General features: G+C 62.2%; 23 protein-coding genes. 10 read left to right on the plus strand and 13 right to left on the minus strand.

Features of this window, described 5'->3' with window-relative positions:
- Positions 1-20: 20 nt before the first annotated feature.
- The 9 genes from panC to dksA form a co-directional block, all read right to left on the minus strand.
- Entirely contained in the window at positions 21-881 is an 861-nt protein-coding gene (panC, locus tag Q1W70_RS14325) for a pantoate--beta-alanine ligase (RefSeq protein WP_166592412.1), read from the minus strand.
- Positions 878-1,678, minus strand: coding sequence for a 3-methyl-2-oxobutanoate hydroxymethyltransferase (gene panB, locus Q1W70_RS14330; RefSeq protein ID WP_166592413.1), 801 nt, complete (start codon positions 1,676-1,678; stop codon positions 878-880). Before panB ends, panC begins: the two co-directional genes overlap by 4 nt.
- Positions 1,679-1,923: 245 nt before the next feature.
- Positions 1,924-2,412 (minus strand): 2-amino-4-hydroxy-6-hydroxymethyldihydropteridine diphosphokinase, encoded by a 489-nt coding sequence (gene folK, locus Q1W70_RS14335; RefSeq protein WP_166592414.1) that lies wholly within the window; start codon positions 2,410-2,412, stop codon positions 1,924-1,926.
- A 4-nt stretch (positions 2,413-2,416) separates the two neighbouring features.
- Positions 2,417-3,820, minus strand: coding sequence for a polynucleotide adenylyltransferase PcnB (locus Q1W70_RS14340; RefSeq protein WP_166592415.1), 1,404 nt, complete (start codon positions 3,818-3,820; stop codon positions 2,417-2,419).
- 765 nt (positions 3,821-4,585) lie between these two features.
- Positions 4,586-6,022: a sigma-54-dependent transcriptional regulator gene (locus Q1W70_RS14345; RefSeq protein ID WP_166592416.1), complete on the minus strand. Its 1,437-nt coding sequence runs from the start codon at positions 6,020-6,022 to the stop codon at positions 4,586-4,588.
- Between the two features lie 22 nt (positions 6,023-6,044).
- Entirely contained in the window at positions 6,045-8,999 is a 2,955-nt protein-coding gene (locus Q1W70_RS14350; protein WP_166592417.1) for a sensor histidine kinase, read from the minus strand.
- Positions 8,983-9,159 (minus strand): hypothetical protein, encoded by a 177-nt coding sequence (locus Q1W70_RS14355; protein WP_003176118.1) that lies wholly within the window; start codon positions 9,157-9,159, stop codon positions 8,983-8,985. The genes Q1W70_RS14350 and Q1W70_RS14355 overlap by 17 nt, the downstream gene beginning before the upstream one ends.
- A gap of 77 nt (positions 9,160-9,236) precedes the next feature.
- On the minus strand, positions 9,237-10,133 hold the full coding sequence (gluQRS, locus tag Q1W70_RS14360; protein WP_166592418.1) for a tRNA glutamyl-Q(34) synthetase GluQRS: 897 nt from the start codon (positions 10,131-10,133) through the stop codon (positions 9,237-9,239).
- Between the two features lie 198 nt (positions 10,134-10,331).
- A complete protein-coding gene (dksA, locus tag Q1W70_RS14365; RefSeq protein ID WP_095166579.1) occupies positions 10,332-10,775 on the minus strand; it encodes an RNA polymerase-binding protein DksA in 444 nt (147 codons plus the stop codon).
- A 334-nt stretch (positions 10,776-11,109) separates the two neighbouring features.
- Between dksA and Q1W70_RS14370 the strand changes: the two genes are divergently transcribed.
- Together Q1W70_RS14370 and sfsA are read left to right on the plus strand one after the other, a co-directional pair.
- Positions 11,110-12,282 (plus strand): pyridoxal phosphate-dependent aminotransferase, encoded by a 1,173-nt coding sequence (locus tag Q1W70_RS14370; protein ID WP_166592419.1) that lies wholly within the window; start codon positions 11,110-11,112, stop codon positions 12,280-12,282.
- Positions 12,282-12,995 carry a DNA/RNA nuclease SfsA gene (gene sfsA, locus Q1W70_RS14375; RefSeq protein ID WP_302097468.1) on the plus strand — a complete coding sequence of 238 codons (714 nt, stop codon included), beginning with the start codon at positions 12,282-12,284 and terminating at the stop codon, positions 12,993-12,995. The genes Q1W70_RS14370 and sfsA overlap by 1 nt, the downstream gene beginning before the upstream one ends.
- Here the strand turns inward: sfsA and Q1W70_RS14380 are convergent.
- Complete coding sequence (locus tag Q1W70_RS14380) at positions 12,992-13,309, minus strand: Rieske (2Fe-2S) protein (protein WP_166592421.1); 318 nt, start codon at positions 13,307-13,309, stop codon at positions 12,992-12,994. The two genes, sfsA and Q1W70_RS14380, sit on opposite strands and share 4 nt — an antisense overlap.
- 184 nt (positions 13,310-13,493) lie before the next feature.
- On the opposite strand from Q1W70_RS14380, the gene Q1W70_RS14385 reads away from it, so the two are divergent.
- Genes Q1W70_RS14385 through Q1W70_RS14400 form a run of 4 tightly spaced genes read left to right on the plus strand, consistent with a single transcriptional unit; the run spans position 13,494 to position 17,043 of the window.
- Positions 13,494-14,381: a heme/hemin ABC transporter substrate-binding protein gene (locus Q1W70_RS14385; RefSeq protein WP_166592422.1), complete on the plus strand. Its 888-nt coding sequence runs from the start codon at positions 13,494-13,496 to the stop codon at positions 14,379-14,381.
- 50 nt (positions 14,382-14,431) lie between these two features.
- Entirely contained in the window at positions 14,432-15,415 is a 984-nt protein-coding gene (locus Q1W70_RS14390) for a FecCD family ABC transporter permease (protein WP_166592433.1), read from the plus strand.
- A complete protein-coding gene (locus Q1W70_RS14395) occupies positions 15,415-16,182 on the plus strand; it encodes a heme ABC transporter ATP-binding protein (RefSeq protein ID WP_166592423.1) in 768 nt (255 codons plus the stop codon). The genes Q1W70_RS14390 and Q1W70_RS14395 overlap by 1 nt, the downstream gene beginning before the upstream one ends.
- A gap of 9 nt (positions 16,183-16,191) precedes the next feature.
- Positions 16,192-17,043, plus strand: coding sequence for a ChaN family lipoprotein (locus Q1W70_RS14400; RefSeq protein ID WP_166592424.1), 852 nt, complete (start codon positions 16,192-16,194; stop codon positions 17,041-17,043).
- Positions 17,044-17,304: 261 nt separating this feature from the next.
- On the opposite strand, the gene Q1W70_RS14405 is transcribed toward Q1W70_RS14400, so the two are convergent.
- The 3 genes from Q1W70_RS14405 to Q1W70_RS14415 all read right to left on the minus strand — a co-directional run bounded on the left by Q1W70_RS14405 (position 17,305) and on the right by Q1W70_RS14415 (position 19,790).
- The gene (locus tag Q1W70_RS14405; protein WP_166592425.1) at positions 17,305-17,577 is read right to left on the minus strand and encodes a TfoX/Sxy family protein; all 273 of its coding nucleotides are present in this window, start codon (positions 17,575-17,577) and stop codon (positions 17,305-17,307) included.
- Positions 17,578-17,795: 218 nt separating this feature from the next.
- Positions 17,796-18,140: a pentapeptide repeat-containing protein gene (locus tag Q1W70_RS14410; protein WP_166592426.1), complete on the minus strand. Its 345-nt coding sequence runs from the start codon at positions 18,138-18,140 to the stop codon at positions 17,796-17,798.
- Positions 18,141-18,233: 93 nt separating this feature from the next.
- Entirely contained in the window at positions 18,234-19,790 is a 1,557-nt protein-coding gene (locus Q1W70_RS14415) for a bifunctional aminoglycoside phosphotransferase/ATP-binding protein (protein WP_166592427.1), read from the minus strand.
- Positions 19,791-19,907: 117 nt separating this feature from the next.
- On the opposite strand from Q1W70_RS14415, the gene mrcB reads away from it, so the two are divergent.
- The 4 genes from mrcB (at position 19,908) to Q1W70_RS14435 (ending at position 25,542) form a co-directional block, all read left to right on the plus strand.
- Positions 19,908-22,232, plus strand: a complete 2,325-nt coding sequence (gene mrcB / locus Q1W70_RS14420; RefSeq protein WP_302097470.1) for a penicillin-binding protein 1B — start codon at positions 19,908-19,910, stop codon at positions 22,230-22,232.
- A 16-nt stretch (positions 22,233-22,248) separates the two neighbouring features.
- Positions 22,249-22,998, plus strand: a complete 750-nt coding sequence (locus tag Q1W70_RS14425) for a tetratricopeptide repeat protein (protein ID WP_166592429.1) — start codon at positions 22,249-22,251, stop codon at positions 22,996-22,998.
- Positions 22,998-23,333: a YqcC family protein gene (locus Q1W70_RS14430; protein WP_095166606.1), complete on the plus strand. Its 336-nt coding sequence runs from the start codon at positions 22,998-23,000 to the stop codon at positions 23,331-23,333. Before Q1W70_RS14425 ends, Q1W70_RS14430 begins: the two co-directional genes overlap by 1 nt.
- Positions 23,334-23,817: 484 nt before the next feature.
- Positions 23,818-25,542, plus strand: coding sequence for an acetolactate synthase 3 large subunit (locus Q1W70_RS14435; protein WP_166592430.1), 1,725 nt, complete (start codon positions 23,818-23,820; stop codon positions 25,540-25,542).
- The last annotated feature ends 1 nt before the right edge of the window (position 25,543 follow it).

Consider the following 25,543-nt stretch of genomic DNA (forward strand, 5'->3'; position numbering starts at 1 on the left):
GCAGGGGGGGCGTGCGGGGTTCAGGCGGGTGTATCGAGGTTCAGGTGCAGGTTGTCGATCAGGCGGGTGGTGCCGAGGAAGGCTGCCACCAGGATCACCAGGTCGCGATCTTCGGGGGTCGCCGGGCGCAGGCTCTGCGCGTGGCGAATCTCCAGGTAGTCAGGACGCAAGCCAGCCGCTTCGAGCTGCTGGATCTGTGCCTGCAGCAACGCCGGGTAATCGCGTCGCCCCTGCACGATGGCATCGGCAATGTTCTTCAGGGTGCGATACACCACGGGGGCCACGGCCCGTTGTTGCTCATCGAGGAAGCCATTGCGCGACGACAGGGCCAGGCCATCGGCGGCGCGAACGGTGGGCTCGCCAATGATCTGGATCGGCATGTTCAGGTCGTGCACCAGCGCGCGGATCACCGCCAGTTGCTGGAAGTCTTTCTGGCCGAACACGGCGAGGTCCGGCTGGACCATGTTGAACAGCTTGCTGACCACCGTCGCCACGCCGTCGAAATGCCCGGGACGGCTGGCGCCGCACAAGCCTTCTGCCAGGTTCGGGACACTGACGCGGGTCTGACTGGCCATGCCGTCGGGGTACATTTGCTCGACGGTCGGCGCGAACAGCAGGTGGCAACCGGCTTGCAGCAGTTGCTCCTGATCGGCGGCCAGGGTCCGCGGGTACTTGTCCAGGTCTTCGCCCGCGCCGAACTGCAACGGGTTGACGAAAATACTCGCGACCACGAAATCCACCCGCTGGGCGGCCTTGGTGATCAGGGCCATGTGGCCGCTGTGCAGGTTGCCCATGGTCGGGACGAAGCCGATGCGCTTGCCTTCGCTGCGCGCGCGGGCAACCGCGGCCCGCAGTTCACGTACGGTCTTGACGGTGTTCATGCAGAAAATCCGTGTTCAGCGCCCGGGAAGGTCACGGCTTTGACTTGCGTGACGTAAGCGCTGAGGGCTGCGTGGATGCTCTCCTGGCCGGCCATGAAGTTCTTCACGAACTTGGGCGCACGGCCGGTGAGCGACAGGCCGAGCATGTCATGCAGGACCAGCACCTGGCCGTCGGTTCCGCTGCCGGCACCGATACCGATTACCGGGATCTTCACCGCCTGGGAGATTTCCAGGGCCAGTTCGCTCGGCACACATTCGAGCAACAGCATCGAGGCACCGGCCTGTTCCAGGGCAATGGCGTCGGCACGCATCTGCCGCGCCTGGTTCTCGTTGCGACCCTGGACCTTATAGCCGCCCAGGATGTTCACCGCCTGTGGAGTCAGTCCCATGTGCGCGCACACCGGAACCCCACGCTCGGCCAGCAAGCGAATCGAATCGGCCAGCCACAGTGCACCTTCGACCTTGACCATGTGTGCGCCGGCCTGCATCAGCTGGGCGCTGTTGATCATGGTTTGCTCGATCGTGGCGTTGGCCATGAACGGCAGGTCGGCGAGGATCAGCGCATCGGTGTTGCCGCGCTTGACGCAGGCCACGTGGTACGCCATCTCGGCCGTCGTGACGGGCAGGGTGCTGTCATGGCCTTGCAACACCATGCCAAGGGAGTCGCCCACCAGTAACACTTCTACACCGGCCTCATTGCAGGCGTGGGCAAACGTGGCGTCGTAGCAGGTCAGCATGGTGATTTTTTCACCTTTCTGCTTGAGGGACTGCAGGGTGGTGAGAGTAATAGCTGGCATGAAAAGGATCCTCGTTCAGGCGCTTGGGAAACTACTGCGAGTAACGCGCGTGATTCTTCATGGACTCAGGCGCACGGTCTTTTGTCGTGCTTGAAAAGCCTGGATTGCGCCCTTGGTGCCGGGTTGGCGGCAGCGGGACGCCTATAGTCGTGATGAGAACTCGGGAAGTCAATTGGATGTGTTACCGCCTGGGTGTTACCGGCGTTACTGATGCGATTCAGCAGAGAGTGGAGTTCTCTGTAGGATTAATCGCCAGTGGCCAGGCGATCCAGGCCGACAAATGGGCAAGCCGCCAGCAGGTCGCTCAAGCGCCGGCCGTCCGCCAGTTCCAACTGGGCGGGCGCTAGTTCGGCCAGGGGGTAGAGCACAAAGGCCCGTTCCTGCATCTGGTAGTGGGGGACTTTGAGGCGAGGCTCGTCAATGAGGCGGTCACCGAACAGCAGGATGTCCAGGTCGAGGGTACGCGGGCCCCAGCGCTCAAGGCGTTCGCGGCCCTGCTGGTTTTCGATGGCTTGCAGCGCATCGAGCAGCTCCAGAGGCGTGAGGGCACTCTCCAGCGCCGCCACGGCGTTGGTGTAGCGGGGCTGGCCCGGCAGCAGGGAGTCGCTTTGATAGAAGGCCGAGACGCCAGTCAGCTGGGTCTTGGGTAACTGCGTCAACGCCTGTACAGCGTTGCGCAGTTGCTCTTGTGGGGCAGCGAGGTTGCTGCCCATGCCGATGTAGATACGTTCCATCGACTTACTCGCCTGAGGCGCTCGTGCTGTCCGCGGAACGTTTGCGCTTGGCGCCACCGGTACGGCGACGTTTGCGTGGGGCGGCGCCGGTCCCTTCATCCTTGCCGCTGAGGTCACGGATCATGTCACGGCGTTCGCTGTCGTTGGCGTCCTGATAGTCCGTCCACCACTCGCCCAGGCCGTTGGTCTGTTCGCCAGCGCTTTCGCGCAGCAGCAGGAAGTCGTAGCCGGCACGGAAGCGCGGGTTGTCCAGCAGCAGGTCGGCGCGTTTGCCACTGCGACGGGGCAGGCGTTCCTGCATGTCCCAGATCTCGCGGATCGGCATGGTGAACCGTTTAGGAATGGCAATCCGCTGGCACTGCTCGGCGATCAGTTCGTGCGCGGCTTCCTGCATGGCCGGGATCGGCGGCATGCCACGGTCTTGCAAGCGCAGGACCCGGGCGGGCAGCGCGGGCCACAGCAGGGCGGCGAACAGGAAGGCCGGGGTCACCGGCTTGTTCTGCTTGATCCGCAGGTCGGTGTTGATCAGCGCTTCACTGATCAGGGTGTGGGTGTAGGTCGGGTTGTGCTCCAGTGCATCGGCGCTGGCCGGGAACAATGGATCGAACAATTGCAGGTCGACCAGCATTTCAAAGGTGTCAGCCGCGTGCCCCGAGAGGAATAGCTTCAACACTTCTTCGAACAGGCGTGCCGACGGGATTTCCCGCAGCATGGGGGCCAGGTCGCGGATCGGCGCAGCCGTGTGCTTCTCGATACCGAAGTTCAGCTTGGCGGCAAACCGCACCGCACGCAGCATGCGTACCGGGTCTTCCTGGTAGCGTTGGGTCGGGTCGCCGATCAGGCGGATCAGGTGGTTGCGAATATCGTGTACGCCGTTGGCGTAGTCGAGGATGCGTTCACTGACCGGATCGTAGTACAGGGCGTTGATGGTGAAGTCGCGGCGTTGCGCGTCTTCTTCCAGGGTGCCGTAGACGTTGTCGCGCAGAATGCGCCCGCTTTCGTTGCGCGAGGACTGGTTGCTGTCTTCCTCTTCGTCGTTTTGCGGGTGATTGGCGCGGAAGGTCGCCACTTCAATGATTTCGCGGCCAAAGTGGATGTGCACCAACTTGAAGCGACGGCCAATGATGCGCGCGTTACGAAACTCGGCGCGAACCTGTTCCGGCGTGGCGCTGGTGGCGACGTCGAAATCCTTGGGGGTGATGCCGAGCAACATGTCACGCACACAGCCACCGACCAGGTAAGCCTGGTAACCGGCGTTCTGCAGGCGCTCGACGATATTCACTGCGTAACGGCTGAATTGGCCCTTTTGCAGCGAATGTTGGCCGCTGTTGAGCACTTCAGGCGTGCTGCGAATGTGTTGCGTATGACGCTTGGGAGAACGGAATGACTGGAACAGCTTCTTCAGCATGGGATGCACTGTTTGAAGGAATGTTCGGCCATAACCAAGAATGACCGCATGATGGGCCGGGATTCTAGCATTTAGTCGAGGGATGGTGTAGGAAGCTGCGCGGTTCTCTGTGGCAGCTGTCGAGCCGTGGGAAGCAGCGTTCGCCGGCGAAGCCGTCGTGAAGGCGGGAACTGCGCAGTCTCAGGCGGCTAAACGCCAGAAACTACAAGGGGAGCCGAAGCTCCCCAAGAAGTAGTTGCATGCTCTATTTTTATTATGGGTTTCGGGCTTCTTGTTTTTGTGTCGCGCCCACGTCATGAGGTTTTCCCTGCATGACCCTCCCAATCGGGAGCCAAGAGCAAACGGATTGCTTTGATCGCTGTGCTGCAATGATCTATCGATCCAACCAGTTCAGGCTCTGCCTTAGGGCAGTTTTTGTTGTTCTCGGCCTGGTTGTGGGGCAAGCCCCAAATACAACGCCTCTCCAAAAGAATCAGTTAGCTACGCCTCTCGCCGTCTTGTTTTTATTGTGCGTGAGTCGATTCGTCTTATTTTTATTGTCTTGTGCATTGCTTGTTATTGTTCTTGTACCAAACATATAGCAGAAGCCGTGCCAACTTTTGCGATCCCCAGTAAAACAAGGGGTTAGCCCGGTAGAGGGCTTTCTTCGAGGCGAAAAAAAGCCGGGGCTTCGTTACCTTAAGCCCCGGCTTTTGTTACGAAAAAAGCTGCGGTAACAGTTTTTTCACATTTTCAGCTGTTACCTGCACAGTCGACAGGTAACGTTCAGCCCTCGCTGGTGACCCCGGTCTTGCGCCGCGGGATGCCCAGGCGCTGGCGGCGTTCCCACAGGCATTTGCGGCTGACCCCGAGTTTGCGGGCCAGTTCGGTTTCCGTCATGTGGTCCTGGTGTTCGAGGACGAAGTGCTGGAAGTAATCTTCCAGGGACAGGTCTTCGGTCGGCTCGTGGCTGGCATTGCTGGTGCTGCCCTGATGCGGTGCCAGGCCAATGAATTCGTCCTCTTCCAGGTCACTGAGCTCGATGTCGATGCCCAGCAACTCGGCAGAGATTTCCGGGCTCTCGCACAGGATCACCGCACGCTCGACGGCGTTTTCCAGTTCGCGCACGTTGCCTGGCCAGCTGTAATGACGAATCGCCTGCTCGGCGTCAGGGGCGAACTTCAGGTCGGTACGGTTGACCCGCGCACTCTGCCTGGCAAGGAAGGCATTGGCGATTTCGTTGACGTCGGCACCGCGTTCGCGCAACGCCGGTAGTTTCAGGGCGATCACGTGCAGGCGGTAAAACAGGTCTTCACGGAACTGGCCGATTTTCGCCAGGCTCTTGAGGTCGCGGTGAGTGGCCGCGATCAGGCGCACGTCGACTTTTTGCGATTGCACCGAGCCAACACGGCGGATCTCGCCTTCCTGCAGCACGCGCAGCAAGCGTGCCTGGGCCTCGAGTGGCAGCTCGCCGATCTCGTCGAGGAACAGGGTCCCGCCGTCCGCCGCTTCCACCAGGCCGGCACGCCCGGCGCTGGCGCCGGTAAAGGCGCCTTTCTCGTGGCCGAACAATTCGGACTCGATCAGGCTTTCCGGAATGGCTGCGCAGTTCACCGAGATCATCGGCGCCTTGGCGCGCTTGGACAGGTTGTGCAGGGCGCGGGCCACCAACTCCTTGCCGGTCCCGGACTCACCCTGGATCAGCACATTGGAATCGGTTGGCGCCACTTTACGGATCTTGCCGTAGAGGTCCTGCATCGGTGGGCAGGAGCCGATGATGCCGATCTCGCCGTTGCTGTTGTCCACCCCTGGCTTGTCACTGCCATTGGCGACCTTGCCGGCCGGTCGCTCACTGGGGGTGCTCTGTGCCGTCTGTCGGTCGCGCAGGATTCGTGCGACGGCCTGGAGCATTTCGTCGTGATCGAAAGGCTTGGCGATGTAGTCCACCGCGCCCATCTTCATCGAGTCCACTGCCGAGCGCAGGCTGGCGTAGCTGGTCATGATCAGCACCGGCGTGCCTTGGCCGAGCTTGATCAGTTCAGTCCCCGGAGCGCCGGGCAGGCGCAGGTCGCTGACAATCAGGTCGAACGTGGGGATGCTGAAGCGTTCTTGTGCTTCCTGCACGGAACCGGCTTCGCTGACCTGGTACTGGTTGCGTTCCAGCAGGCGGCGCAAGGCGGAGCGGATAATGGTTTCGTCTTCGACGATCAAAATGTGCGGCATTGATTCGATTCTCTCGACGGTCTCAGTTCACAGCGGACGTCGCTTCGACATGACGCGGTAAGGTCACCCGAATACGGGTGCCGCGCTGGCTTTGGATGTCAGCCGGGCTGTCGATGGTGATTTGTCCATAATGCTCTTCAACGATGGAATAGACCAGTGCAAGGCCCAGACCGGTGCCTTCGCCAGGATCCTTGGTGGTAAAGAAAGGTTCGAACAAGCGGTCCTTGATGTTCGCGGGGATGCCACTGCCTTCGTCTTCCACGATCAGATCGACCGTGTGTTCGCTGGCTTCGCTTTTTACCCGCACCGCACTGCCGGCCGGTGTTGCATCGCGGGCGTTGGATAGCAGGTTGATCAGGACCTGGGCGAGCCGCTGCGGGTCACCCACGACCCAGTGGTCGGGATCGCACAGGTTGAAGAACTGCACTTCGAAGTTGCGTCGGTTCAGTGCCAGCAGGCCAATGGCGTCCTGCGCCACCTCGGCCAGGCACACCGGTTCGTCGTTGTGCTGGTGGCTGCCGGCGTGGGCGAAGCTCATCAGCGACTGTACGATGCGTGACACCCGTTTGGTCTGCTCGAGAATCTGCCCGCTGATTTCTGTCAGCTCGCCATCCTCTTCCCGCTCTTCGCGCAGGTTCTGCGCCAGGCAGGCGATGCCGGTGATCGGGTTGCCAATTTCATGGGCCACGCCGGCCGCCAGGCGACCGATGCTCGCCAGGCGTTCGGAGTGCACCAGCTTGTCTTCGAGCATCTGGGTTTCGGTCAGGTCCTCGACCAGCAACACCAGGCCACTGTTGCCCGGCGCCAGCGGTTCGTCGATGGCCGCCTTGTGCAGGTTCAACCAGCGGGTCTGGCCATCGAGGGCCAGGTGCTGTTTGTGCAAGTGTTCGTCGGGCAGGTTGATGAAACCTTGCAGCAGTTCCTTCCACGGCTCACCCAGGGTACTCAGGCGTGAACCCACCACGCGCTGCGCGGCGATGCCGGTCAGCTCTTCCATGGCTTTGTTCCACATGAGGATTTCCTGGTCCTTGGCCAGCGAGCAGACGCCCATCGGCAATTCTTGCAGGGTCTGGCGGTGATAGCGGCGCAGGGCATCGAGTTCGGCGGCAAGGCCGGTGAGGCGCGAGTGGTAGTCCTCGAGCCGGCTTTCGATGAAGTGAATGTCTTCGGTGACATAGTTTTCGCCGCCGGCCTTGTAGGGCAGGAAGGTCTCGACCATGTCTTGCGCCACGCTGGGGCCCATCAGGCCGGAGAGGTTGGCTTCGATGCGGTCGCGCAGACGACGCAAGGCATAGGGCCGACGTTCATCGAACGGCAGGTAGAGGTCGCGCAGCGCTTGCTCGACTTCCTTTTGCGCGGCCTTGGCACCCAGAGGCTTGGCCAGTTGGGTGGCGAACTCCTGGGGGGAGGCGGCATGCAGTTCGCGTCGTTGCGGGCGCCGCACGTTGTCCACGGCGCAGGCTTCGGCGGCGCTGGCTTCCTCGGTGCTGGCATTGGTGAACAGCGAGATCAGGGTGAACATCAGCACGTTGGCCGCCAGCGAGGCGATGGCTGCCATGTGCCAACTGGTGTCGTCGAGCACGTAGATCATGTTCAGCAGCGGGATATAGAACCCCTGCAGATTGCCCACCAGCGGCAGCAGCATGGTCACCAGCCAGACCAGGATGCCCGCCAGTAATCCGGCGATGAAGCCGCGTCGGTTGGCGGTCGGCCAGTACAGCACCGACAACACGCCCGGCAGGAACTGCAAGGTGGCGACAAAGGCCACAATGCCCAGGTTGGCCAGGTCCTGTTCGGCGCCCAGCAGCAGGTAGAAGCCATAACCGGCCATGATGATCGCGACGATCAGCGCACGGCGGGTCCATTTCAGCCAGCGGTAGATGTTGCCTTCGGCGGGCGGCTGGTACAGCGGCAGCACCAGGTGATTCAGGGCCATCCCGGACAGCGCCAGGGTGGTGACGATGATCAGGCCGCTGGCGGCGGACAGCCCGCCGACATAGGCCAGGAGGGCCAGGGCCTTGCTGTTGGCGGCGATGCCGATCCCGAGGGTGAAGTATTCCGGGTTGGTGGTGGCGCCCAGTTTCAGCCCGGCCCAGAGAATCAGTGGCACGGCCAGGCTCATCAGCAGCAGGAACAGCGGCAAACCCCAGCTGGCACTGACCAGCGAGCGCGGGTTGAGGTTTTCGGTGAAAGTCATGTGGTACATGTGCGGCATCACGATCGCCGAGGCGAAGAACACCAGCAACAGCGTGCGCCATGGACCTTCCTGCAGCGGTGTGTGCAGGGCGGCGAGGGCGGTCTGGTTCTGCAGCAGCCACAATTCAAGCTGTTGCGGGCCGTCGAACACACCGTACAGCGCGTACAGGCCAACACCACCAATGGCGATCAGTTTGATCACCGACTCAAAGGCAATGGCGAACACCAGGCCCTCGTGTTTCTCGCGGGTGGCGATGTGCCGTGAGCCGAAGAAAATCGTGAACAGGGTGATCAGCGCGCAGAAGCTCAGCGCCACGCGATGCTGCACCGGCTCGCGGGTGAGGATGCCAATGGAGTCGGCCACGGCCTGGATCTGCAGGGCCAACAACGGCAGCACGCCGATCAGCATGAAAATGGTGGTCAGCGCGCCGGCCCAGGTACTGCGAAAGCGAAAGGCAAACAGGTCGGCCAGGGACGACAATTGATAGGTGCGGGTGATCTTCAGGATCGGGTACAGCAGCACCGGTGCCAGCAAAAAGGCCCCGGAGACCCCAAGGTAACTGGACAGGAATCCATAGCCGTACTGATAGGCCAGGCCGACCGTGCCGTAGAACGCCCAGGCACTGGCGTAGACCCCAAGCGACAGGGTGTAGGTCAGCGGGTGGCGAATGATCGCCCGTGGGATCATTCCACGTTCGCTGATCCAGGCAACGCCGAACAGCACCGCCAGGTAGGCGGCGCTGATCAGGATCATCTGGGTCAGGCTAAAGCTCATCGGCATCTTTTTGGCTCTGCAGGATGAAGGTCACGACGATCAGGATCAGCCACAGCAGATACGGGCGATACCAGGCGCCAGTGGCGTCGATCCACCAGTCCATGATGGCGGGGGAGAACAGATAGATCCCCACTACCAACAGCAGGACCAAGCGATAGATGTACATCCCGGCCTCTCTTTATTGTGTGCGTGCCCGAAAACGTGCGGCGATGGTAACGGATGGGCGCCAACCTGCAAGCTTAGTCAGCGTAATAACGCTTCGGGCAGTGTCAGCGTGCGTGGGATCAGCGTTGCGTCCCAGTGGGCGCTGCCCCATTTGAGCACTTCGGCGGGTGTCGCATCGTCCAGGTCGGCAGGCGGCGTTTGCCCCAGGGCCCGCAATGCGCGCAGCAGCAAGGGCGTGGCCTGGTCTGCGCGCAGCGGTGGCGAGCGGTAGGATTTGCCGAGCTTGTTGCCATCGGGCTGGGTGATCAGGGGCAGGTGCAGGTAACGCGGTTGGCGCAAGCCGAGCAGTTCCTGCAGGTACAGCTGGCGCGGGGTGGAGTCGAGCAGGTCGGCACCGCGCACGATGTCGGTGATGCCTTGCCAGGCATCGTCGAGCACCACCGCCAATTGATAGGCGTAGAGCCCGTCGCGGCGACGAATCACAAAATCGCCGACCTCACGGCCCAGGTGCTGGCGGTACTGGCCTTGCACGCGGTCATTGAAATGGTATTCCAGCTCGGGTACCCGCAGGCGGATCGCCGCGTCTTCGCCCGGGTGGCCGGCGTTGCGGCACAGGCCCGGGTAGATGCCGTGATAGGGCTCCAGCTGTTTGCGCGAGCAGGTGCAGGCGTAGGCCAGGCCGTGGTTGAACAGTTGGTCGAGAACCTGGGCGTAGGCAGCGTGCCGTTCGCTCTGGCGAATCATCGTGCCGTCCCATTCAAAGCCGTAGCTTTCCAGGGCCTTGAGAATCGCCGCCTGGGCACCGGGTTCTTCCCGGGGCGGGTCAAGGTCTTCCATGCGCAGCAGCCAGCGCCCACCGACCGAACGGGCGTCGAGGTAGGAGGCCAGGGCGGCGACCAGCGAACCGAAGTGCAGGTGGCCACTGGGGGTCGGGGCGAAGCGCCCGATATAGTCGGGGGAGGTGAGGCTGGTCATGAGGGCATTGTTACTTGGTGGGGCTGGCGACAATCACATTGTAGGAGCGGGCTCGCTTGCGAAAAACTCCTGAACACCGCGTGCCTTCAACCAGTTCGCGTTATCGTTGTCGTTCTTCGCGAGCAAGCTCGCGCCTGCACGGAAATCAGAAACAAAAACGGAGCGTTCGCACGCTCCGTTCCTGGTTCAAGTCGAGGCTTATTTGCCGACTTGCTTTTCCTTGATTTCCGCAAGGGTCTTGCAGTCGACGCACATGTCGGCGGTAGGACGTGCTTCGAGACGGCGAATGCCGATTTCGACGCCGCACGACTCGCACCAACCGTATTCTTCGTCTTCGATCAGTTGCAGGGTCTTGTCGATTTTCTTGATCAGCTTGCGCTCGCGGTCGCGGGCGCGCAGTTCGAGGCTGAATTCTTCTTCCTGGCTGGCACGGTCGGCCGGGTCAGGGAAGTTGGCCGCTTCGTCTTTCATGTGGTCAACCGTACGGTCGACTTCCTGCATCAAGTCCTGTTTCCACTTGTTCAGGATCTTGGTGAAGTGAGCGCGCATGGGCTTGCCCATGTACTCCTCGCCCTTGGACTCAACGTAGGGTTCGAAGCCGCTGATCGACTGATTTGCCTGTTGCTTTGCTTGGGTGGGCATGAAATGGACCGCCTCTACTCTTGTAATCCATTGCGCAGGATTGCTCCATCACCGACACCTGCCGGCCCTGCGGCTGCAAGCGGGCGAACTTACCAGATCAAATCAGGCCGCGCTACTCCCTCATGTCGAGGCTGCGGCCCGGAAGGCTTGCAAAGGGTTGCAAAGCCTGGTCTGGCGGCTCTGGAGACCTGATCAAATATTGATTTTAGTCAATCCTGCGCCTCGCGTATGGCTCTATGACACATGAACCTTGGTCTTGTGACCGCATTAGCTTCTCGCTCGTTCCTGGCCTTGGGTAGAATCGTTTCTTTTTTACCCCGTTGAAGGAAGGCTAATGGCTCAGTCCTACAGTGCGCGCAGCCGCGCTATCGAACCTTTCCACGTCATGGCCCTGCTGGCGCGCGCCAACGAGCTGCAAGCCGCCGGGCACGACGTCATCCACCTGGAAATCGGCGAACCGGACTTCACCACTGCCGAACCGATCATCCAGGCTGGCCAGGCGGCGCTGACGGCGGGTAAAACCCGTTACACCGCGGCGCGCGGCATACCTGAGCTGCGTGAGGCCATCAGCGGCTTCTACGAGCAACGCTACGGCTTGAACATCGACCCGCAGCGCATCCTGATCACCCCGGGCGGGTCGGGCGCGCTGTTGCTGGCCAGTGCTTTGCTGGTGGACCCAGGCAAGCACTGGTTGCTGGCCGACCCCGGCTACCCGTGCAACCGCCACTTCCTGCGATTGGTGGAGGGTGCGGCGCAATTGGTGCCGGTCGGGCCGGAGGTGCGTTATCAACTGACCCCGGACCTGGTGCAGCGTTATTGGGACCAGGACAGCGTCGGCGCACTGGTGGCATCCCCGGCCAACCCCACCGGGACCATTCTGACCCGCGACGAACTGGCGGGCCTGTCGACGGCGATCAAGGGGCGCAACGGTCATCTGGTGGTGGACGAGATCTACCACGGCCTGACCTACGGCACCGATGCCGCCAGCGTGCTGGAAGTGGATGACAGTGCCTTTGTCCTGAATAGCTTTTCTAAATATTTCGGCATGACCGGCTGGCGCCTGGGCTGGCTGGTAGCGCCGCAAGGGGCGGTCAGTGAATTGGAGAAGCTCGCCCAGAACCTGTATATCAGCGCACCGAGCATGGCCCAATACGCGGCGTTGGCCTGTTTCGAACCGGCAACCTTGAGCATTCTGGAAGAGCGCCGCGCCGAATTCGGCCGGCGCCGCGATTTCCTCCTGCCGGCATTGCGTGAGCTGGGCTTCGGCATCGCGGTAGAGCCGGAGGGCGCGTTCTATCTGTATGCGGACATCAGCGCCTTTGGCGGCGATGCCTTTGCGTTCTGCCGGCATTTCCTGGAAACCGAACACATCGCCTTTACCCCGGGGCTGGACTTCGGTCGGCACCAGGCCGGGCATCACGTGCGGTTTGCCTACACCCAGAGCCTGCCGCGGTTGCAGGAAGCGGTGGAGCGGATTGCCCGTGGCTTGCGGAGCTGGCAAGGCTGATGCGCTTCGATCCCCCTTTGGAAGAAGGTCGGTTGATCCGACGATACAAGCGTTTTCTTGCCGATATCGAAACCGTTACCGGCGAGATGCTCACCATTCACTGCCCTAACACCGGCTCGATGTTCAATTGCATGGTCGAAGGCGGGCAGGTGTGGTTCAGCCGCTCCAACGACCCCAAGCGCAAATTGCCCGGTACCTGGGAAATCAGCGAAACCCCGCAAGGGCGTTTGGCGTGCGTCAACACGGCGCGGGCCAACCCGTTGATCGAGGAAGCGCTGCGCGCCGGGTTGATCAGCGAGCTGGCCGGCTTTACCGGGCTCAAGCGGGAAGTGCCGTACGGGCAGGAAAACAGCCGGATCGATTTCCGTCTGGATTACCCCCACGGACCGGCTTTCGTCGAAGTCAAAAGTGTCACCCTGGGGTTCGACGGTTCGGCTGTCGCGGCTTTTCCCGATGCGGTGACTCAGCGCGGGGCCAAACACTTGCGCGAGCTGGCGTGCCTGGCCCGGGATGGGGTTCGCGCCGTGCAGTTGTACTGCGTGAACCTGACCGGCATCGAAGCAGTGCGCCCGGCGGTGGAGATCGATCCGGGCTACGCCGCCGCCCTGGCGGAAGCCAAAGCGTCCGGGGTCGAAGTGTTGGCCTATGGCGTGAACCTGACCGCCGAGGAGGTCAGGGTCGAGCGGCGTCTTGAGGTGCTGCTCGGCGTTTAGCCTTGGACCCAGATGCCTTGGGCGTCTTCGCGGCACTTCAGGGCCGTGAGGGATTGGCCGGCGCAGGGACCGGCCACGCATTCACCGCTCTCGATCAGGAACAGTGCACCATGGGTGGCGCACTGGATCAGGCTGGCGCTGGGGTCGAGGAACTGGTCCGGCTGCCATTCCAGGCCGACGCCACGGTGCGGGCAACGGTTCTGGTAGGCGTAGACCCGGCCTTCGCGGCGCACGGCAAAGACCTTTTGTCCGGCGATGTCGAAGCCACGGCTGCTGGCATCGACCAGTTCGGCGCTGGTACAAAGAAACTTCATGACTATCCTCAGGTGCCGAAGGCGCTGACCTGCGGCGGTTATGGGCTGCGTGCGCTGGTTAGCAAATGTGTCTGTGCTTGACGTGCAAATGCTAACAATTATCAAATGCCGGCTTCGTCCGCGAAGGTGCATAAGCCAAAGCGCCTGGGATTGTGCGGGAAAACGCCTGAAAGGAAACCCTGTTATGCGCCTGAGTACCAGCGCTATCGCGCTCTGTGTCGGACTACTGGTTGCCCGTGGCGCCGCCGCGGTCGAATTGCCGCAACGCTGGGTCAGTGCCGGGGGCGCGCTGTCGGAGTGGGTCAGTGCCCTGGGCGCGCAAGCCAGGCTGGTGGGCGTGGACACCACCAGCCAACACCCGGAGTCACTCAAGGCCTTGCCGAGTATCGGTTATCAACGCCAACTGTCGGCCGAAGGCATTCTGAGCCTGAGTCCGCAGATTCTGATCGGTACCGAAGAAATGGGCCCGCCGCCGGTGTTGTCGCAGATTCGCAGTGCCGGGGTCCAGGTTGAACTGTTCTCGGCCCAGCCGGACTTGCCCACCCTGCAGAACACCTTGCAGCGCCTGGGGCGTTTGCTGGGCAGCGAGGCGCAGGCCACTGCACTGTTCGACGGTTATCAACAGCAACTTGTGCAGCAGCAGGCCTGGGTCAGCCAGGCCCAGACCACGGCCAAGGCGCCGGGTGTGCTGCTGTTGCTCGGCCACGCAGGGGGCAAGCCGTTGATCGCGGGTAAAGACACCGCCGCCGATTGGCTGCTGCAACAGGCAGGCGGGCGTAACCTGGCGACCCACAGTGGCTACAAGCCGTTTTCGGTGGAGTCCCTGGCGGGGCTGACGCCGGATGTCCTGGTGTTTTCGGACCGGGCGTTGACCGGCGATGCCGCACGCGAAGCGTTGTTCAAGCAGAACCCGATCCTCACCTCGACGCCAGCGGCCAAGACCGGCCGCGTACTGGAACTGGACCCGACGCTGCTGGTCGGCGGCCTGGGCCCGCGCTTGCCGCAAAGCCTGGTCAAACTGTCTGCCGGTTTCTATCCCGCTGAATCCGCCAAGGCCACCGCCGCCCAATGAGCACTCTGGTAAAACCGCGCTCGTTGTTTATTGGCCTGGGGCTGCTGTGTGTGTTGGCGACCTGGCTGTCCCTGGCGCTGGGCCCCGTCAGCCTGCCGCTGCTGGACACCTTGCGGGCGGCCCTGCGCATGCTTGGGCTGCCGATTGCCGGTGATGGCCTGGAGCAGGCCGAGCTGATTCTCGGGCAGATCCGTTTGCCGCGCACCCTGCTCGGGCTGGCGGTGGGTGGCGTCCTGGCCCTGTCCGGAGTGGCGATGCAGGGGCTGTTCCGCAACCCACTGGCGGACCCGGGGCTGGTGGGAGTGTCCAGTGGCGCGGCCCTCGGCGCGGCTGTCGCGATTGTCGGGGGGGCGCTGTTCGGCGGTTTGCCGGAGGCGATCGGTCCGTACTTGTTGTCGATCTGCGCCTTTCTCGGCGGCCTGGGGGTGACGGCGCTGGTTTATCGTCTGGGCCGGCGCAATGGCCAGACCAATGTCGCGACCATGTTGCTGGCGGGCATCGCCCTGACGGCCCTGGCGGGTTCTGCGGTGGGCTTGTTCACGTATTTGGCCGACGATGCGACCCTGCGTACCCTGACGTTCTGGAATCTGGGCAGTCTCAATGGCGCCAGCTATGCGCGGCTGTGGCCGTTGCTGCTGGTGACGACCGTGGTGGCGCTGTGGTTGCCGCGTCGGGCCAGGGCCTTGAATGCGCTGCTGCTTGGCGAGTCCGAAGCCAGTCACCTGGGGATCAACGTCGAGCGGCTCAAGCGCGAACTGGTGTTCTGCACCGCGCTGGGGGTTGGCGCCGCCGTCGCGGCGGCGGGGATGATCGGCTTTGTCGGCCTGGTGGTGCCGCACTTGGTGCGGTTGCTGGCCGGGCCCGATCACCGGGTGTTGTTGCCGGCCTCGATCCTGGCGGGTGCCAGCCTGTTGCTGCTGGCCGACCTTGTGGCGCGCCTGGCGCTGGCACCGGCGGAATTGCCGATCGGCATCGTCACCGCGTTCATTGGTGCGCCGTTCTTTCTGTTCCTGTTGTTGCGAGGTCGTGCCTGATGCTGCGAGTGGAAAACCTGCAGATCCGTCGAGGCGGCACTATCGTCCTGGCGGACATCGACCTTGCGCTCAACCCGGGCGAGGTGCTGGGTGTGTTGGGCCCTAACGGTGCTGGCAAAAGCACCTTGCTCGGCGCCCTGTGTGGAGAGCTGCGCGCCGATCATGGACACGTCTGGCTGGACCAGCGCCCCTTGGCTGAATGGGACGGCGCGCGGCGCGCGCAACGCCTGGCCGTGCTGCCGCAGAGTTCGACCCTGGATTTTGCCTTTCGCGTCGAGGAGGTGGTGGGCATGGGTCGCTTGCCCTATCAGACCGGACGCCAGCGAGATGACGAAATTGTCGCCGCCGCCTTGCAGGCCGCAGATGTTGGCCACTTGAGCGGCCGCAGCTACACCGCACTGTCGGGTGGTGAGCGCCAGCGAGTGCACCTGGCGCGGGTGCTGGCGCAACTGTGGCCGGGCGAAGCGGGGCAGACCTTGCTGCTCGATGAGCCGACCTCGATGCTCGACCCCTTGCATCAACACACGACGTTGCAGGCCGTGCGCCAGTTTGCCGATCGCGGCGCGGCGGTGCTGGTGATCCTGCATGACCTGAATCTGGCGGCGCGCTACTGTGACCGCATTCTGCTGCTGGAAAACGGTCGCCCCCATGCCCTGGACACCCCGCAACAGGTGCTGCGCCCCGAGTCGCTGAAGGCGGTGTTTGGCCTGGAGGTGTTGGTGCAGCCGCACCCGGAGCGTGGGCATCCGCTGATCATTGCGCGCTGAGGTGAGTTCATGGGTCGCATCCTGATTGTGCTGTGTCTGCTGCTGGTGGCCTGCCAGAGCGGGGTGCCGACTGGCGTAGGCCAGCCTGCTGGGGAGATTGTCGATCTGCGCAGCGGGCAGGCACTGACCGCCCAGGCGCTGGTCGAGCGGTTGGCGGGAGCGCCTCGGGTGATCGTGGGCGAGCAGCATGACAACCCTGATCACCATCAGGTCCAGCTATGGCTGTTGCAAGCGTTGGCCCAGCGCCGAGTGCAAGGCAGTCTGTTGCTGGAAATGCTCACCCCGCAGCAACAGGCCGCAGTCGATCAACTGCGCGCACGCAGTCCCGGGCAATGGCCGGCCGATCTACCGGCAGCGCTGGCCTGGCAGCCGGGTTGGGACTGGAATCTGTACGGTCCGATCGTGCGTTACGCCTTGGCCCAGCCTTATCCCTTGCTGGCAGCCAATTTTGATGGGCCTGAGGTGCGGCGCCTCTACAAAGAGGCGCCAACCCTGAGCGGTGGGCGCTCGACTGCGGAGGCGGTCAAGGCGCCGTTGCTGGCGCAGATTGCACAATCCCATTGCGGTCTGCTGCCCGAGAGTCAGATGCCCGCGATGCTGGCCGTGCAGCAGCATCGGGATCGGCGAATGGCTGAGCGCCTGATGACCGCGCCGACGCCGGCCATGCTGTTTGCCGGTGGTTATCACGCTCGCCTGGATCTCGGGGTGCCGGTGCACCTGGAGGACCTCGGTGCTCGCCCGCCAGCAGTGGTGCTGATGCTGGCGGAGAAAGGTGAGTCGGTGGCAGCGGCCTCGGCGGATTATGTCTGGTACACGGCCGTTCGGCCGGTGCAGGACTATTGCGCTTCAATGCGTCAGTAAACGGCTGCCTGCGGGCTGATCGACAGGCAAAAAAAGACCCGGCAAGAGCCGGGTCAAATAACCGTGATTAGCCTGATGAGGAGATAATCTGAGAGTCCGAACCAAGGGTCTTTCAGAAGATCGGCTGATCTCGCGACCAGTTGTGGCAATCATAACGATTCTCATTTCGATGTCAACGAATGTTTCTCGAATTCTTTTTCATTTCGCTAAACACGTGTTTGAACCCCCGCAAATCCTGGGGTTGACGGGTGTCTAGGGTGCTCAATTCTTTTGCCGGGACGAGATGGCTTCCAGTTGTTTGTTGAGGGCGTCTTTGCGTTCGGCGGGAATATCGTTCCAGTGCATGTCCATCAGCGCTCCCTCGATCGCGTACAGCAGCACTTTCGATGCGCGGAATCCGCGGGTGCGTACCGCCCTGTATGCATCCACCGCCCCTAATCGGCGCAAATCCGAAGCGCTGTGAATGCCTACGGCATGCAGCCATTGCGCCGACGTCTTGCCAAGATTCTTCAGGTGTTGCAGTTCGTCATTCATCAAGCCTCCTTGCGATGGGCGAAGAGTGCGTTGGGCGGACCTTTGAGGAGTGTAGCGGTCAGTAGGAAAAGCGTGGTTCTTTGGTCGGTTTGAACGCAAAAGCTTCTAAGGCTATGTGCCAGATAGCTCTGCAGGAGGCGGGGGCGGGGAGGCGTGTCGCGAAACGACCCCTGAAGTCCGGCCGTGCGGCGGTGCCGGACTTCAGGGGCGTGAGGGGATCAGCGAGTGCGGTAGCGCAGGCGGGTGCCGAAGTTCATCGACATGAGGATTTCGTCTGCCGAGAGTTCGGGCGGGAAGTAGGCGCCGGAGATTTGCGCATGGGCCAGGCTCGCGCCTTCCAGGGACGCCTGGCGAAAATCGATGCCGCGCAGGTCGGCGGAGCGGAAGTAGGCATCGCTGAAGTCGATGCCTTCGGCGTTCAGTTCGCGCAGGTCGAGGCCACGAAAGTCACCGCCCACCATATCGATGGGGCCGTTCTTTGGGCGTTCGCGGTTGAAGCCCTGAATGTCGTCTTTGTGCAGCAGGGCATAGAGCGGGGTATCGAGTAGTGTGGGCTGGCTCATGGGCGTCACCGTGTTGGATTTATGACGCCAGTATAGTGCCACTAGGCGACTGGCGTGAGGCTGTCACAGCCCCACGTCAGTTGCCCCATGTGCTTACAGGCCCGGCAGGCGTTGGCGAATCTGCGCGACGACGGTGTCCAGGGTCCCGCTTTCGTTGGTTTGGACACGTTTGCTGCAGAGGATTTCTGCAGGCGTCAGGGCTTCGCGATTGGCTTGTTGAGCCGCGATAACGGCCAGGTTGGCGTCGGAGGGATCGTTTTTGTCTGCCTGACGCTGCGCGAGCCAGCTCTCGATCACGGCCTGGGGGGCGTTGCAGTCGAGAATCAGGAAGGGGGCGCCGGTGGCTTCCGCAACGAGCGCCGCACCATCGCGCTGCTCGCGCTTGAGGTACGTGGCGTCGAGCACCACCGGGAAGCCGGCACGCAGGATCACGTCGGCAATCTCATGCAGGCGTGCATAGGTCGCTGCGCTGGCGTCGGCACTGTAGATGCCGGCTTGCGGATCGTTTGGTACCTGCTGCTCGCCGAACAGGCGCTTGCGTTCGACATCGGAACGCAGGCGGATGGCGCCCAGGGCTTCGACCAGACGCATGGCCACGCGGCTTTTGCCGACTGCCGAGACGCCATGGGTGATGGCCAGGAAGCGCGACGGGATGGTGCTGTAGCTCTCCGCCAGGTTGGCGTAGTTGCGGTACTGACGCAGAGTGGTGGCCCGCTGCACGGGGGTGGCATCGGCAGGCATGCTGAACAGGCTGACCTTGGCGCGCACCAGGGCGCGGTAGGCTTTGTAGAAGTTCAGCAGTTCCAGGCCCTGGTAATCGCCGGTCAGCTCCAGGTATTGGCTCATGAAACGTCGAGCGAGGCTTTTCAGGCCGCGGTCTTCCAGGTCCATCGCCAGGAAGCCGGTATCGGCATAGACGTCGGTGAAGCGGAATGGCTCGTTGAATTCGATGCAGTCGAAAATCACCACGTTGCCATCGATCACGGTGGCGTTGCCCAGGTGGATATCACCGTGGCATTCGCGGATGAAGCCCTCGGCCTTGCGTTGGGCCAGCAGTGGCTTGAGGCGCTCGAAGCTGCTTTGCGCCCAGGCTTGCAGGGCCTCGAGTTGCAGCAGGTCGGCCTTGTCATTGAGGAACGGGCGAATCTGGTCGAAGTTCTGCAGTACCGGCGCCATGACGCTGTCCGGCGTGCCGGCTTCGTGGTCGGCCGGAACCCGCGGCGCTTCGAGGTGGAAGCGGGCGATCTGTTGGGCCATCGCGTCGATGTGCGCGGTGGTCAGCTCGCCGTTGGCCTGCAGGGTGCTGAGCAGTTGGCTTTGCGGGAACTGGCGCATTTTCAGCGCGTAGTCGAGTACCGGACCGCTGCCGCCCAACTGGGGGGCTTCGGCGCTGCCGGTGATCGGCAAGACTTCCAGGTACAGGTCATTGGTCAGACGCTGGTTGAGGCGCAGCTCCTCGGCGCAGAAGTGCTCGCGAGCTTCAAGCGTGGTGAAGTCGAGGAAGCCGAAGTTCACCGGCTTTTTCACTTTATAGGCGTAGGGGCCGGTGAGCAGCACCCAGGAGATGTGCGTCTCGATGACCTGGAATCCGTCTACCGGATGGGGGTAGAGGGCCGGGTTTTGCAGGGCAGCGATCAGGGATTGGCTCACGGGCGATCCTTCAGAGTCTGGGAAAATTCAAGGGCGCCATTATGGCCGCAAGCGGGGCCAACGCAAACCTCGCGGGGCTCATGTTGATCAGGAATAAAGTGCGTATAATCCGCCGCCATGACTCGTACCCGATCCCCCCGCACTGCAAAAAAACGTCCCTCCAAAGGCCTGAGCCCTTGGCTGGGCTGGGCCCTGAAGCTCAGTCTGGTCGGCCTCGTGGTGCTGGCAGGCTTTGCCGTTTACCTTGATGCCGTGGTCCAGGAGAAGTTCTCCGGCAAGCGCTGGACCATTCCCGCCAAGGTTTATGCCCGTCCGCTGGAGCTGTTCGTCGGACAAAAGCTCAGCAAGGAAGATTTCCTGACGGAACTCGATGCCCTGGGCTATCGCCGCGAAAGCGTGGCCAACGGCCCTGGCGCAGCTGCGGTCAGCGGCAATACCGTGGACCTGAACACCCGTGGTTTCCAGTTCTATGAAGGCGTGGAGAAGGCCCAGCCGGTGCGTGTGCGCTTCTCCGGTGACTATGTGGCCGAGCTGTCTGCGCTGAACGGCTCGAAGCTCTCCGTGGTGCGGTTGGAGCCGCTGCTGATCGGCGGGATCTACCCGAAAAATCTCGAAGACCGGATTCTGATCAAGCTCGATCAGGTCCCGCCTTACTTGCTGGAAACCCTGGTCGCGGTTGAAGACCGGGATTTCTATAGCCACTGGGGGGTGTCGCCCAAATCGATTGCCCGGGCCGTCTGGGTCAACACCTCTGGCGGCAAGATGACCCAGGGCGGCAGTACGCTGACCCAGCAATTGGTCAAGAACTTCTACCTGACCAACGAGCGCAGCCTGAGCCGCAAGCTGACGGAAGCCATGATGGCGATGTTGCTTGAGCTGCATTACGACAAACGCGAAATTCTTGAGGCGTACCTCAATGAAGTGTTCGTCGGTCAGGATGGCCAGCGTGCGGTGCACGGTTTTGGCCTGGCCAGTCAGTTCTTCTTCGGCCAGCCGTTGTCCGAGCTGAAACTGCATCAAGTGGCGATGCTGGTGGGCATGGTCAAGGGGCCGTCCTACTACAACCCGCGACGCAACCCCGAGCGGGCGCTGGAGCGGCGCAACCTGGTGCTGGATGTCCTTGAGCAACAGGGCGTGGCCACGGCCGAGCAGGTGGCGGCCGCGAAAAAACTGCCGCTGGGTGTCACTACCCGCGGCAAGCTGGCCGACAGTTCGTTCCCGGGCTTTATCGACCTGGTCAAGCGCCAGTTGCGCGAAGACTACCGCGACGAAGACTTGACCGAAGAGGGCCTGCGGATTTTCACCAGCTTCGACCCGATCCTGCAGATGAAAGCCGAAGCCTCGGTTAACGACACCTTCAAGCGTCTTTCCGGACGCAAGGGCGCGGACGAGGTTGAGGCGGCGATGGTGGTGACCAACCCGGAAACCGGGGAAGTGCAGGCCATGATCGGCAGTCGCCAGGCCGGTTTTGCCGGGTTCAACCGGGCGCTGGATGCGGTGCGGCCGATCGGCTCGCTGATCAAGCCGGCGGTGTACCTGACGGCGCTGGAAAAACCGAGCAAGTACACCCTGACCAGTTGGCTGTCCGACGAGTCGTTCTCGGTGAAGGGCGCCGATGGCCAGGTCTGGAAACCGCAGAACTATGATCGGCGGTCCCACGGCACGGTCTTCCTGTATCAGGGCCTGGCGCACTCCTACAACCTCTCGACCGCGCGCCTGGGTCTGGAAGTCGGGGTGCCGAATGTCCTGAAGACCCTCGGTCGCCTGGGGGTCACCCGGGAGTTCCCGGCCTTCCCGTCGATGTTGTTGGGGGCGGGCGCCTTGACGCCGATCGAAGTGGCAACCATGTACCAGACCCTGGCCAACGGTGGTTTTAATACGCCGATGCGCGGGATTCGCAGCGTGCTGACGGCCGAGGGCGAGCCGCTCAAGCGGTATCCGTTCCAGATTCAGCAGCGTTTTGATCCGGCTTCCATTTATCTGATCCAGAGCGCCATGCAGCGGGTGATGCGTGAGGGTACCGGCAGTTCGGTTTACAACGTGCTGCCCAAGACGTTGACCCTGGCAGGCAAGACCGGCACCAGTAACGATTCTCGCGACAGCTGGTTCGCCGGTTTCAGCCAGGACCTGCTGGCGGTGGTGTGGCTGGGCCGCGATGACAACGGCAAGACGCCGTTCACCGGTGCCACCGGTGCGCTGCAGGTCTGGAGCAGTTTCATGCGCAAGGCCGATCCGCTGCCGCTGGACATGCCGCAGCCGGATAACATCGTGCAGGCGTGGGTCGATTCGCGGACCGGGCAGGGCTCGGATGCCAGTTGCCCAGGCGCGGTGCAGATGCCGTATATTCGCGGCAGCGAACCGCCTCCCGGCGCTGCCTGCGGTGGCACAGACCCCGCGTCAGGCGAATCGGTGATGGACTGGGTCAAGGGCTGGATGAATTAAGCAGAGAGGGTTTCAAGTGAACAAGTGGTTTATTCCAGCGGTAACGCTGACGGCTCTGACTTTGCTCAGTGGTTGCTCGACCGTGCAGCGCGGTTCGATTCCGGTGGTTGATTCGGGCACCGCGGTGTCCAACAGCGAGCGGCTCTCTGCCAACGGCGGCTTTCGCAAGACTACGGTGACCCGCCCTGCACAGGGTCAGGTCCAGGCCATTCCACAGGGTGATACCGGTGTGGTGGTGATGGTGCCAGGTGGCGGCGCCACGACCTCGACGCCGATCAGCACTCAGCCGATCACCCCAGGCCCGATCAGCTCCGGACCGATTACTCCGGGGCCGGTCGACAGTGGTCCGCTCGTGCCGAGCACCAGCTACAGCCTGCCGCCGACGCCAAGCGGCGTGCCTTCTGCCAGCAGCGCGGCCGGTGGTCTGTCGGCTGATGAACAGTTGGACGGCCCGGTACTGGCCTTGCTCACCACGGCCCAGCAGCAACAGGCAGGCGGTGACCTCAATGGCGCCTCGTCGAGCCTGGAGCGGGCCCAGCGGGTAGCCCCGCGTGAGCCGCAAGTGCTCTATCGCCTGGCGCAAGTGCGCATGGCCCAGGGCGATGCCCCTCAGGCGGAGCAGTTCGCCCGTCGCGGCCTGACCCTGGCTAATGGCCGTCCTGACCTGCAGGCCAGCCTGTGGGGGTTGATCGCCCAGGCGCGTGAGCAGCAGGGCGATGCCGCCGGTGCCGCCCAGGCACGGCAGAAGGCCAAGGTTACGCTGTGATGGATCAACGTTTTCCGAAGATTGCCGAGCAGTTGCTGCTGATCGAGCGCGAGTTGCGGGTCCAGGGCTGGTGGGACGAGGTCTCGCCTTCTGCGCAGGCACTGTCCAGTGTGGAGCCGTTCTCGGTCGACACCCTGGACTTCGAGCAGTGGCTGCAATGGATCTTCCTGCCACGGATGAAGTTGATCCTCGAACAGGATCTGCCCTTGCCCAACGCCTCGGGGATTCAGGAGATGGCCGAAATGGTCTTCGCCGCCCGCGATGTCCAGGGCCGGGATCGTCAGTTGCAGGTTCTGCTCAAAGAGTTCGACCAACTGATCAGCGCTTCCCGTTGATATGATCACTGCCAGCGTCCTGCTGGCAGTGACGCTTAACCCCTCAAGAAAATCCACTCTGTGCGCTGCGACAGGTGCGTTCGTATGCCATTTTCTTGCCAAAACTGCGCAATTGAAATAATCCGACCTGGGGTTTGGCGGTTTTTTCTTGCGTTCTCATGCGCTTAGTTCGAATTAAGCACATTGACGGCTTGACTTGCAGAGGGCGAAACAGAAGAATCCAAAGTCCGCTGTAGAGGGACTGCCAGAAGCAGGCCCGCTCAGCAGATCATGAGGCGCACATCCGCGCCGACCTGTTACACCCGCAACGCGTTACCTCGCGCTGGGTGGGAAAGTCCCGCAACACTTGGGACGCTCCCAATACTTGCTCAGTCAGTGCTGACGTAGTCGGCGACCACCGTCGCTCATGCTCTGCTGAGAAGTAAACCTATTAAGACCCGTCCCCTTATGTGGGCGGTATTCTGGCGTTTTAGAGGTGAACAACGTGGAGCTTTTATCTGGCGGTGAGATGCTCGTCCGCTTTTTGCGTGACGAAGGCGTCAAATATATCTACGGGTACCCGGGTGGTGCTCTCCTTCATGTATACGATGCCCTGTTCAAAGAACCGGAAGTGACTCACATCCTGGTTCGCCACGAACAAGCGGCTACCCATATGGCTGACGGCTACGCCCGTGCCACCGGTAAAGCCGGCGTGGTATTGGTGACTTCCGGTCCAGGCGCCACAAACGCCATCACCGGGATTGCCACCGCCTATATGGACTCGATTCCAATGGTGATCATTTCCGGTCAGGTGCCTAGCACCATGGTCGGCACCGACGCGTTCCAGGAAACCGACATGATCGGTATCTCCCGGCCGATCGTGAAGCACAGCTTCATGATCAAGCACGCTTCGGAAATCCCGGAAGTCATGAAGAAGGCGTTCTACCTGGCGCAATCCGGTCGTCCTGGTCCGGTGGTTGTCGATATTCCAAAAGACATGACCAACCCGGCCGAGAAGTTCGAATACATCTTCCCGAAAAAAGCCAAGCTGCGTTCCTACAGCCCGGCTGTTCGTGGTCACTCCGGGCAAATCCGCAAGGCGGCAGAAATGCTCCTGGCGGCCAAGCGTCCTGTGTTGTACGCAGGTGGCGGCGTGATCCTCGGTGGCGGCTCCGCGCCGCTGACCGAACTGGCCCAGATGCTCAATCTGCCCGTGACCAATACCCTGATGGGCTTGGGTGCCTACCCTGGCACCGACCGTCAGTTCATTGGCATGCTCGGCATGCACGGCAGTTACACCGCCAACCTGGCCATGCACCACGCTGACGTGATCCTGGCGGTCGGCGCCCGTTTCGATGACCGTGTGATCAACGGCCCGGCGAAGTTCTGCCCGAATGCCAAGATCATCCACATCGATATCGACCCGGCTTCGATCTCCAAGACCATCAAGGCCGACGTGCCAATCGTGGGCCCGGTGGAAAGCGTCCTGAACGAAATGGTCGCGATCCTCAAGGAAATCGGCGAGACCCCGAACAAGGAGTCCGTTGCCAGTTGGTGGAAGCAAGTGGACGAGTGGCGCGGTGATCGTGGCCTGTTCCCTTACGACAAGGGTGATGGCAGCGTCATCAAGCCACAGACCGTGATCGAGACCCTGTGCGAAGTGACCAAGGGCGATGCCTTTGTGACCTCCGACGTGGGCCAGCACCAGATGTTCGCGGCGCAGTACTACAAGTTCAACAAGCCAAACCGCTGGATCAACTCTGGCGGCCTGGGCACCATGGGCTTCGGTTTCCCGGCGGCCATGGGCATCAAGTTGAGCTTCCCGGATGTCGATGTTGCCTGCGTCACAGGCGAAGGCAGCATCCAGATGAACATCCAGGAACTGTCCACCTGCCTGCAGTACGGCTTGCCGGTCAAGATCGTGATCCTCAACAACGGTGTGCTGGGCATGGTTCGCCAATGGCAAGACATGAGCTACGGCAGCCGTCATTCGCACTCCTACATGGAGTCGTTGCCTGACTTCGTCAAGCTGGCCGAGGCCTATGGCCACGTCGGCGTGCGCATCACCGACTCGAAAGACCTCAAGTCGAAGATGGAAGAAGCGTTTGCCATGAAGGACCGCCTGGTGGTGATCGATATTTCGGTCGACACCAGCGAGCACGTCTACCCGATGCAGATCAAAGACGGCTCCATGCGCGATATGTGGCTGAGCAAGACGGAGCGTACTTAAT

Source organism: Pseudomonas kielensis (genome assembly GCF_030505375.1).
Lineage (GTDB): Bacteria > Pseudomonadota > Gammaproteobacteria > Pseudomonadales > Pseudomonadaceae > Aquipseudomonas > Aquipseudomonas kielensis.